At 65.4% G+C, this 7,004-nt stretch carries 5 protein-coding genes and 2 pseudogenes (1 of these 7 running past the window's edge); 2 read left to right on the top strand and 5 right to left on the bottom strand.

The annotated features are described in order from the left end of the window. Positions 1 to 148 (bottom strand): annotated as a pseudogene (locus tag EOC06_RS11625) (mandelate racemase/muconate lactonizing enzyme family protein) (it extends 1,082 nt beyond the left edge of the window). After that, on the bottom strand, positions 145 to 1,761 hold the full coding sequence (locus EOC06_RS11620; protein WP_128307795.1) for a GMC family oxidoreductase: 1,617 nt from the start codon (positions 1,759 to 1,761) through the stop codon (positions 145 to 147). The pseudogene EOC06_RS11625 and the gene EOC06_RS11620 overlap by 4 nt, the downstream one beginning before the upstream one ends. A gap of 204 nt (positions 1,762 to 1,965) precedes the next feature. On the opposite strand from EOC06_RS11620, the gene EOC06_RS11615 reads away from it, so the two are divergent. Beyond that, positions 1,966 to 2,907, top strand: a complete 942-nt coding sequence (locus EOC06_RS11615; protein WP_128307794.1) for a phosphoribosylaminoimidazolesuccinocarboxamide synthase — start codon at positions 1,966 to 1,968, stop codon at positions 2,905 to 2,907. Between the two features lie 336 nt (positions 2,908 to 3,243). Then, the gene (locus EOC06_RS11610; protein WP_128307793.1) at positions 3,244 to 3,639 is read left to right on the top strand and encodes an acyl-CoA thioesterase; all 396 of its coding nucleotides are present in this window, start codon (positions 3,244 to 3,246) and stop codon (positions 3,637 to 3,639) included. A 14-nt stretch (positions 3,640 to 3,653) separates the two neighbouring features. Here the strand turns inward: EOC06_RS11610 and EOC06_RS11605 are convergent, their stop codons facing one another. The 3 genes and pseudogenes from EOC06_RS11605 to EOC06_RS11595 all read right to left on the bottom strand — a co-directional run. Then, positions 3,654 to 5,111: an autotransporter outer membrane beta-barrel domain-containing protein gene (locus EOC06_RS11605; RefSeq protein WP_164898547.1), complete on the bottom strand. Its 1,458-nt coding sequence runs from the start codon at positions 5,109 to 5,111 to the stop codon at positions 3,654 to 3,656. Positions 5,112 to 5,286: 175 nt separating this feature from the next. Next, positions 5,287 to 5,466: pseudogene (locus EOC06_RS45120) on the bottom strand (hypothetical protein); the annotation flags it as partial. A gap of 176 nt (positions 5,467 to 5,642) precedes the next feature. Then, on the bottom strand, positions 5,643 to 7,004 hold a 1,362-nt coding region (locus EOC06_RS11595), incomplete at its 5' end, for an autotransporter-associated beta strand repeat-containing protein (protein WP_206631178.1).

Here is a 7,004-nt window from a genome sequence, read left to right as displayed (position 1 = left end):
TAACATGGGCCGAGAAGGTGGCGTTGTAGGCCTCGCCATAGCCGACGACGCCGCCGTCGGTGGTCAGCTTGACGAAGATGAAATACTTGCCGCCGATGCCGGGCGGCGGATTGCCGACAACCCAGGTCTTGACGTCGGTGATCTTCATTCTTGGTCCTCCAGAACCAGTTCGGCGCCTTTCCAACCGGTCATGATCGAGGCGGCGTTGGTGTTGCCGGTGATGTTGTCGGGAAAGATCGAGGCATCGATGACACGCAAACCTTCCAGACCATGCACCTTGAGGCGCGGGTCGACGACGGCGCGCGCGGGATCCGGCCCCATGCGGCAGGTCGAGACCGGATGATAGACGGTGCCCGAGCGCTTCCGGAAATCCTGGACCAGATCGGCATCGGAGGTGATCGAGGGACCGGGCAGGACCTCTTCCTCGATGATCTCGGCCATGGCGGGCATCGAGGCGATCTTGCGCACGAATTTCACCGCCGCCAGCATCTCCTCGACATCGGCATTGGTGGAGTAGGCATTGGCCGTTATCCTGGGGTAGTCGCGCGGATTGGCTGAGCGGATCATGATCTCGCCACGGCTCGACGGCCGGCAGTTGGACAGGCCGATGGAAAAGCCCGGCCATGGGTCCGGCGTCAGGATCGGGCGCTCGCCGCTCCTGGGAATGACGGTCGAGAAGGCCTGGAAATAGAGCTGCATGTTGGGCCGCGTCGCCGCAGGGTCGGTGCGGAAGAAGCCGCCGGCATTGTTCATCGACAGCGACAGCGGGCCGGAGCGGGTCAGGATGTATTGCATGCCGACCAGCAGCTTGCCCCACCAGGGACGCAGCGTCTGGTTGAGCGTCGGCAGCTTGCCCCTGAAGGTGTAGTTGATGCCGACATGGTCCTGCAGATGCGCGCCGACATTCTCGTTGCCGTGGACGATCGGGATGCCCAGGCCCTTCAGTAGCGCGGAAGGGCCGACGCCGGACAGCTGCAGCAATTGCGGCGAGTTGACCGAACCGCCCGACAGGATGATTTCGCGGCCGGCACGCGCCGTCTTCATCTCGCCGTTCTGCTGGTATTCGACGCCGACGGCACGCTTGCCCTCGAACAGGATTTTTGTCGCCAGCGCCTTCATCTCGACGCGGACATTCCCGCGCTTCATCGCCGGGCGCAGGAAAGCGCGCGCCGCCGACATGCGTCGGCCATCGCGGGTCGAGATCTGGTAGATGCCGACGCCCTCCTGGGCGGCGCCGTTGAAATCCGGATTGAGCGGCAGGCCGGCCTGCTGGCCGGCGGCGAGATAGCGTTTGGTCAGCGGGTGGACTGCGTCCGAACAGTCGGTGACATGCAGCGGGCCGCCCGTGCCGCGCCATGTGTCGGCACCGGCCTGGTTGTCCTCGAGCGCCTTGAAGGCGGGAAGCAGATCGTCATAGCCCCAGCCGGGATTGCCGGCGGCTGCCCAGGCATCGAAATCCTCGCGCGCGCCCCTGATCCAGACCATGGCGTTGATCGAGCTCGAACCGCCGAGCAGCTTGCCGCGCGGCCAGTGATCGGAATTGCCGGCGAGGCCCGGGTCCGGCTCGGCCTTGTAGTTCCAGTTGACGTTGGGATCGAAAAAGGTCTTGCCGTAGCCGAGCGGCATCTGCACGTAGAAGCGGCGGTCGGTGCCGCCGGCTTCCAGCACCAGCACCGAGAAGCGTCCCGAGGCCGAGAGTTTTTCGGCCAGGACCGAGCCGGCCGAGCCGGAGCCGACGATGATGAAATCATAGGTCTGCATGATGATGCGGGCGGCTCCGGAAAATTGGCTGCAGCCTAGACGCGGCGGCGCTCCCAAGTCGCCGCGCCTTCCGGCATCAGTTGTGAAAAAAGCGACCGCCGAACTGGTCGGGTTTGCGGGGATACCCGACAATCGCGCTTGATATGCACCGGGGCGACAGCTTATGCGATGGGATCGGCCACTCTGCGGAAGGCAGGAAATCATATGCGGACCCTCCCTGACGCGTTCATCCCCGAACTGCCGGGCCACTACAGCGGCAAGGTCCGCGAGAACTACGACTTGGCGGATGGCAGGCGCATCATCATCGCCACCGACCGGCTCAGTGCCTTCGACACCATCCTGACGTCGATCCCCTACAAGGGCGAGATCCTGACCCAGACGGCGCGCTACTGGTTCGAGGAAACCGCCGACATCTGCCCGAACCATGTTCTCGAATACCCCGACCCGAACGTCGTCGTCGGCACAAGGCTCGACATCCTGCCGGTCGAGATCGTCGTGCGCGGTTATCTGGCGGGTACCACCAGCACCTCGATCCTGACGCGCTACAAGCGCGGTGACCGTGACATGTACGGTATCCGCCTGCCGGACGGCCTGCGCGACAATGAAAGACTGGCGGAGGCGATCATCACGCCGACCAGCAAGGCCGCGCATGGCGGCCATGACGAACCGCTGTCCAAAGCGGAGATTCTCGAGCAGGGTCTTCTCACGCAGGCGCAGTGGGATACCGTATCGGACTACGCCTTGCGGCTGTTCGCCCGCGGCCAGCAGCGCGCCACTGAGCGCGGCCTGATCCTGGCCGATACAAAATACGAATTCGGCACCGACAAGGACGGGACCATCATTCTTGCCGACGAAATCCACACGCCCGACAGCAGCCGGTACTGGATCGCATCGAGTTACGAACAGGCGCTCGCCAGCGGCAGCCGGCCGGAGAGTTTTGACAAGGATTTCATCCGCTCATGGGTCTCGGCGCGCTGCGATCCGTACAACGACCCGATCCCCAAAATACCCGGCGAGATCGTCGAACAGGCTTCGCGGGTTTACGCGCAGGCCTATGAGGCGATCACGGGCAAGGAATTCGTGCCCGATGTTTCCGGGGATACGGTGCTGGACCGCATCAGAGCTAACCTTGCAGGTTATTTTTGAGAGGTGCCCCTCTCAGCTAACGGCTGGTCTTAAGCCGCGCAGTCGACCCCACTCCGTCGAGCTTCGCTCGCAACCTCTCCCGGGGTAGAGGAAGGGCGCGAGCTTGGCCGGGCTGGTGCCTTCCTCTCCCTCCGGAGGGGGGAGAGGCGAGCGAAGCTCGACGGAGTGGGGGAAGCCCCCTCCAAAACCCGAAGCCGCTGGAAATCAGGCGCAACCGCGCGAATGCCAGGGTTAGCCTATGGCCATGGAGGCCAGGAAACAGCAGCTGCGGCGCGTTGACCTGGTCCTGCAGCGGCGATACGGATCGATGATCATCAGCTCACAAGGATTTCTCGCATGGTGCACTACGCTGAAGGACGGCCGCTTGGCGATCTGACGCTGCGCACTCTGGCCATGCCTTCGGATGCCAATGCGGCGGGCGACATTTTCGGCGGCTGGGTGATGGCGCAGATGGACCTGGCCTGCGGCATCCGCGCCGCCGAGCGCGCCAAGGGCCGCGTGGTGACGGCTGCCGTGAAAGAGATGTCGTTCGCCAAGCCGATGAAGATCGGCGACACGCTGTGCATCTACACCCATGTCGAGCGCGTCGGCCGCACCTCGATGACGCTCAAGGTCGAGGCCTGGGCGCAGCGTTACCTCGCCGACCTGATGGAGAAGGTCACCCATGCCGATTTCGTCATGGTGGCGCTGGATGGCGAAGGCAAGCCGAAAGCGGTTCCTGCCGAAGGCTGACGAAAGCCGAAAAATCAGAACCGCACTTGCATCGTGGCGCGGACGCCCTGATCGATTGCTTTCGTCCCGAACTGGCCGGAGTAGCTGATCCCCAGCGTGGTTCTGTCGGCGATCCGGAAATCGAGCCCGGCCCCGACGATGGCTGTATCCCTAGCGATCGGCACGCCGGCAATGGTGAACAGGTCGCCGCCGGCGAAGGCCATGTCCGCAGTCGGCGTGGTGTCGCCGAAGGCATGACGCCAGCCGACTGTACCCTGCGCGGTTGCCTGCACCCCGCCGAGGTCGAAGCCGGCCGAGGCACGCAAGCCGAGCGTGGTGAAGGTGGTCTCGGTGGTCGTGGCCACGGATGTGAGTGCGGCGGCGCCACCCTGTTCCGTGAAGCCGTCGGTGTGCAGGTTGACATAGGCGAGACTGGCGAAGGGCTCGAAGGCAGCCATGCCCGTCTCGACGCGATAGCCGGCCTCGCCGAAGACCTGCGCGGTGCCGGCGTCGTATTTCGCCGTCAGCGCATCGGCGAAGCCTGGAACGACGACGTTGCGGCTGGTGTCGATCCGGTTCCAGCTGTAGGCGACGCCGCCGCGCAGGCCCAGGCCGTCCCACTGTCCACCGCCATAAAGGCCGATGTGATAGGTGTCGCTGGAGCCGGAAGAGGCACGATCGTCGACGTCGAAACTGGCGTGGCTGTAGCCGGTCAGCAGGCCGACCCGCCAGGCGTCGCCGATGGCGGTGTCGCCGCCGGCGAGGAAGCCGCCGGTGGAGCGGTCGAGGCCGGCGGCATTGCCGTCGCCGCTCGCCGTGCCCCAGGAGCCGAAAGCTTGCCCCCACACGACGAAACGGCTGGTGTTAGCCTCGACCAGCTCCGGGCCGCCCTCGCCATAGGCCATCACTGGCATGGCGGGAGCGGCAACGTCGCCCATGGCCGCCCGGACTCGGGCGGTAGCGGCATCGGCGACGAAGCGGCTGTCCTCGATCAGCATCCCCTTGGCCGAGGCATGAACCTCGCCCGACGCGGCATCGAGCGCCAGGCGCGCGGCATCCTCGTCGGTCATCAGCAGCATGGCCCATGCAAGCGCATTGCCTTGGCCGAGCCGATCGAGGGCTCCGGCGGTCGCGATCTGGTTGCGGGTGATGGCGACGTTGGCGACCGCAACGTCGTTGCGCGCCAGGGTGAGGCTGATGTCGTTGCCGTCGCCGCCCTGGTAGTTGATGAGATGGTCGAGGAAGAGAAGGTCGTTGAGGTTGCCGACGGAGGCGAAGGTGCCGGCGACATCGGCCGCGCCATTGTTCTGGATGATCGTGTACGGCCCGTTGAGCAGGTTCCAGCTCTCGGCCGTCGCCGGTGTCAGGACCAGGTTGAGCGTCGCGCCTGATATGTCGACCGTGCCGCCGACGATCAATTTGTCGGCGCCGGACGGGGTCGCCTCGACCTCCAGGACGCCATGATTGACATAGTTGCCGCCGACCGTCTGCACCGATGGAATTGCCGACGCCATGCGTGCCGAGGATGGTGAGATTGCCGCCTATGGTTCCGATGCCGCCAAGGCGCGCGCCGGAATCGACCGTGACATCGCCGGCGAGGCTGGCTGTGCCATGGCTGGCGTCGCCCACCACCAGCGTTCCCATGTCGACGGTGGTCAGGCCCGCATAGCTGTTCTGTCCGTTGAGCGTCAGCTTGCCCGTGCCGGTCTTGGTCAGGGAGCCGTTTCCGGAAATGGTGCCGCCGATGACGTCGTCATGGCCGAGCGAGCCGAGCGAAAGCTGTGGCGCCAGCTGTGAATCGTCGATTTGTATGGCCCCGTCGCCCGACAGCGAGCCGACATCGAGCACGGAGTCCTGATCCCGGAAGCGCACCAGCACGCTGCCGCCGGCGCCGTTGAGGATGGTTGCGTTCGCCGCCTGCGAGGCCTGCTGGAAATCGAGCGTGCCGCCGGCCTCGTTGACCAGCGTTGCCGTTCCTCCGTCCGAATGTCCGTAAAAAGTGGTCGAGCCGCCATTCCGGTTGGTTATCGTGGCTTCTCCGGCGGAGGAAAATTCATTGCTCGAATAATCGTCGTCGAAGGTCGTCCTGCTGAAATAATACGGTATGCCCAGGCCGTCATTGACGATGGTCGCGTCGGCGGCGCTTGCCCCGTGAAGGCGACGAAGCCGCCGCCCTGGTTGGTGATGCTGGCCGTGCCGGCATCGGTTCCGGTGCCGAAATTGAGCCCGCCATAGCCGTCCTGCGCCAGGACGATGGTGGCCGCGCCGGCGGTCGCATTGCCCTGGAAGTTGAGGTCGCCCCGGCCGACGGTGATCGAGAGGTCCTGGGCGCTGACTGGATAGGCGGCGTCGTTGCCCGAGAAATAGAGCCTGGCCCATCCCCCGCTTCCGTTGGAGTTTATGGTGACCGGCCCGTCGCCGAGCGCACCTGTCGCCGCCGCGACAAGGCTGCCGCCGCGTACCGCCGTGCCGCCCGAATAGCTGTTGGCGCCGGTCAGCGTCAGCGTGCCGGAACTGGTCTTGGCGAGTTGTCCGTCACCCGAAACCACGCCGTCGAGGATGAGGTTCTTGCCGGCGCCGACATCGAAGGTGCCGCCGTTGGCGCCGAGGATTATCTGGCGTTCCAGCGTGAAGCTGACGGGATTGCCCGTCACCTGCAGCGCGCCGCCGTTCAAGGTCAGGGCGCCCGAGACATCGCCCAGCGCCCAGTCGCCGCCGATCCTCAATGTGCCGCCGTTGACGAAGGTGCCGCCCGAATAGGTGTTGGTGCCGGTGAGGACGACCGTGCCGGTGCCGGATTTGACCAGGGAGCCGGTCCCGCCGAGGAGCGCCGACACGGTGCCGTTGCTCAAGGCGAAGCTGCCGGCGGTGCTCAGAGTGCCGTTGCGCAATTCCCCGCCCGTCAGCGTGAAGCTGGTGGCGGTCTGCGTCGTGGCGCCGAGATCGAGGATGCCTTGCGTGACGGACCAGGCCATGACCGTGCCCGGTGTGCCGGAAATAGTCCAGGTGCCGGTGCCGGACTTTTCCAGGATGCCGAAGCCCTGATACTGGGCGGAAGAGCCCGCCGCGCCCAATTGTGAAAGATCGAAGGAACCGCCGACCGAACCGCCGAGGCCGAATGTGTCGGCCGCGCTGAAGGCCTCCACAGTGCCGCTGACCACCGAGCCGGCGTGCAGTTCCAGCGTATTGACGCCACCGGTGAACTGGATCGCATGAGCCTGGGGACCGTTGCCGTCGATCGAGAATCCACCGGCGATGGTGCCGCTGTTGGTCACGGTGAGGCCTGCCCCGGCAATGCCGATCCCGCCAGATCCGGCGCGGTAGCGTGGATCGCCATAGCCGCTGGCGCCCCCCGTGCCGCCCTGCACGGTGCCGCTGTTGTCGAT

Source organism: Mesorhizobium sp. M7A.F.Ca.MR.362.00.0.0 (assembly GCF_004023175.1).
GTDB lineage: Bacteria > Pseudomonadota > Alphaproteobacteria > Rhizobiales > Rhizobiaceae > Mesorhizobium.
The sequence above is the reverse complement of the archived record's forward strand: the minus strand, read 5'-3'. Positions and strand labels throughout refer to the sequence as shown.